The organism is Halochromatium sp. NSM3 (assembly GCF_059621085.1).
On sequence record NZ_JCAQIA010000079.1, the window covers coordinates 1 to 2980 of the forward strand.

At 62.8% G+C, this 2980-nt stretch carries 4 protein-coding genes; all 4 read right to left on the minus strand.

Annotated elements, in window-relative coordinates; genetic code table 11:
• Nucleotides 1-61: 61 nt before the first annotated feature.
• Nucleotides 62-952, minus strand: a complete 891-nt coding sequence (locus AC54T3_RS17300; RefSeq protein WP_496626553.1) for a phosphoribulokinase — start codon at nucleotides 950-952, stop codon at nucleotides 62-64.
• 168 nt (nucleotides 953-1120) lie between these two features.
• On the minus strand, nucleotides 1121-1855 hold the full coding sequence (locus AC54T3_RS17305; protein WP_496626554.1) for an electron transport complex subunit E: 735 nt from the start codon (nucleotides 1853-1855) through the stop codon (nucleotides 1121-1123).
• Nucleotides 1855-2634, minus strand: a complete 780-nt coding sequence (gene rsxG / locus AC54T3_RS17310) for an electron transport complex subunit RsxG (RefSeq protein ID WP_496626555.1) — start codon at nucleotides 2632-2634, stop codon at nucleotides 1855-1857. Before rsxG ends, AC54T3_RS17305 begins: the two co-directional genes overlap by 1 nt.
• A 27-nt stretch (nucleotides 2635-2661) precedes the next feature.
• Nucleotides 2662-2980, minus strand: a 319-nt coding sequence (locus AC54T3_RS17315; RefSeq protein ID WP_496626556.1) for an RnfABCDGE type electron transport complex subunit D, incomplete at its 5' end; no start/stop codon positions are given.

A 2980-nucleotide genomic window follows, 5' to 3' on the forward strand; every position in this document is an offset into this window, starting at 1 on the left:
GGGGGGGGGCCCCCCGCCGGGGGGGGGGGCGCGCCCCCGCCCCCCGCCCGCTTCTCGCGGATCAAACGTTGCGCGCCTCCATCATGCGCTCGATGATCGGCTCCAGGATAACCTCCATCGCAAAGCCCATCTTGCCGCCGGGCACGACGATGGTATTGCGCCGGGACATGAACGAATCCTTGAGCATCGACAGCAGATAGACGAAATCCACATCGAACTTTTCCGGCTCCTTGAAGCGGATGACGACAAAGCTCTCGTCCGGGGTCGGGATATCGCGCGCGATGAACGGGTCCGAGGTATCCACGGTCGACACACGCTGGAAATTGATATCGGTGCGCGTGAACTGCGGCGTGATGTGGCGGATGTAATCCGGCATCCGACGCAGGATGGTATCGACGATGGCCTCGGCCGAATAGCCGCGCTCGGCGTTGTCGCGGTGGATCTTCTGAATCCATTCCAGGTTGACGATCGGCACCACACCGATGCCGAGGTCGACATGCCGAGCCACATCGGCCTCGTCGGTCTTGGCGAGACCGTGCAATCCTTCATAGAACAGCAGATCGGTCCCCGCCGGCACCTCTTCCCAAGGCGTGAACTCACCGGGCGAGAGGTTCGTGCCCAGCCGTTCGTTGTGATGCGCGGCCTCTTCATCACTGTGGATGTAGTAGCGCTTCTTCCCGGTGCCGGTATCGCCATAGCTGCTGAACAACTCGGCAATCAGGTCGAAATGGTTGGCCTCGGGGCCGAAATGACTCAGGTTCCGATGCTCCTCTGCGGCCTTGGCCATCTCGGCCTTCATATCCTTGCGGTTATAGCGATGAAAGCTATCCCCTTCGATCACGGCGGGATGGATGCCATCGCGATAGAAGATGTGCTCGAAGGCGCGCTTGACCGTCGTCGTCCCCGCGCCAGAAGACCCGGTAACGGCAACGACTGGATGCTTTTTCGACATGCGTAACTCCCCGTCTGTCTTGAGATGCCGCCAGCTGCGAACGGATACGGCTTGCGGTTGCTGGCGTGACTGAATGGTCCGAAATCAGATCAGCGCGCAAATATACCACTTCCCAGGCAAACGCTTGGGAAGCGGCGTACTCGAGAACAGACGGTTGGAATCCTGGACTCAGCTGCTGGAGGGGGCAACCTCACCCGCTGGCTCACCCACTGGCGCCTCTGGGGCGGAGCGTTCGGCCGAGGCACACCGCATCCGTCGCAGACGCTCGATACGCTTATCGATCAGGTTCTTGATCGCGATCATCAGCCCAAGACCGATGAAGGCCCCCGGCGGGAGGATCGCCAGCAACGCACCTTGAAAGTCTTCTCCAAGATCGAGACCAATACCTTGGGCACCAGCGCCGAGCAACAGATCGGCTTGATAGAACAGGGTGCCCTGGCCGAGAAATTCCCGCATCCCGCCGAGCACCATCAGCACCAGCGTAAAGCCGAACCCCATCGCCAGCCCATCGACGATGGCCCGATCCAGCGGGGCCTTGGAGGCAAAGGCCTCGGCCCGGCCGATGATCGCGCAGTTGGTCACGATCAACGGAATAAAGAGCCCCAACACCAGATAGAGTTCATAGAACTGCGCCTGCATGGTCAACTCGACCGCAGTCACGAACGACGCGATCACCAGCACGAACACCGGCAGGCGCACCTCTGGGCGCACTAGATTGCGGATCAACGAAATGGTCGCGTTCGAGAGCACCAGCACGGTCGTCGTCGCCAGCCCCATACCGAGGCCGTTGGTCGCCGTGGTGGTGACCGCAAGCAGCGGGCAGAGCCCGAGCAGCGCGACCAGGGCCTGATTGTTGCTCCAGAGCCCATCGCCGACCAAGCCGCCATAGCCCTTCTCCGCCATCAGGACGCCTCCTTCACGGCCGCTGCCGGTGCAGGTGCCGATGCAGGCACGGATGCCGATGCTGGCGCCGACGCAGGTGCCGGAGGGGGCGCGACCTGTCGAGCCTGCTCATTAGCCGCAGCCGCCCGCAAGGGCTCCACCGCTTCATCAGTCTGCCCCTCGGCGGGTTGCGTGTAGAGCGCTTCACCCTGGCGCTGCACAAAGAGCAAAGTACCCTTGACCGCGTTGACCACCGAGCGCGGGGTGATGGTCGCGCCGGTGAATTGATCGAAGACGCCGCCATCACGCTTGACCGTCCAATCCTCGAGCGGTGGCTCACCCAGCGAGCGGCCCTCGAACTGCTCGACGATCCAATTATCCTTGCGTTCCTCGATTTTATCGCCCAGCCCCGGCGTCTCGTGATGCTCGATCACACGTACGCCACCGAGCGAGCCGTCGCGCAAGACCGAGACCAGAAGCTTGATCGGGCCGGCGTAGCCATCGGGGACGATCGGCTTGAGGATCACCGCGACCGGTTCATCGCCGTCTCGCACCCGATAGACCTCGGTGACCGGACCGCCGAGCAATTCGGGATCGCTGACCTCGATGCGGTCGGCGAGCGGATCATTCGACATGCGCCCTGCCGGCACGATCGCCTTGAGCTTGGCGAGCATTGCCTCGCGCTGGTTCTCGGCGATCCGGGCATCGGTCAACTCGTGCGTGACCGCGACGAGACCGACGCCGCCAACCGCGAAGCTACCTAGAATGAATGCGGCGATGAGGATGGGAGCCTTTTTCATGGTCGTTGTCCGTTGACTGCGGTGGACTCAAGCCTTCTTGCGCGCGCGGCGGCGCTGGCCGAAGACGCGCGGCTGAGAGTATTGATCGATGGTCGGCACGGCGATGTTCATCAGTAGGACCGCGAAGGCGACGGCATCTGGATAGCCACCCCAGGTGCGGATCGCAAAGATGATCACCCCGATCGCGGCCCCGTAGATCAACTGTCCGCGGCGGGTGGTGCAGGCCGAGACCGGATCGGTCGCGATGAAGAACGCACCGAGAATGGCACCGCCCGAGAACAGATGGAAGGCCGGGAATGGATAGAGCTGGGGATCGAGCAGCCAGAACAGCGCCGAAGCACTCAAC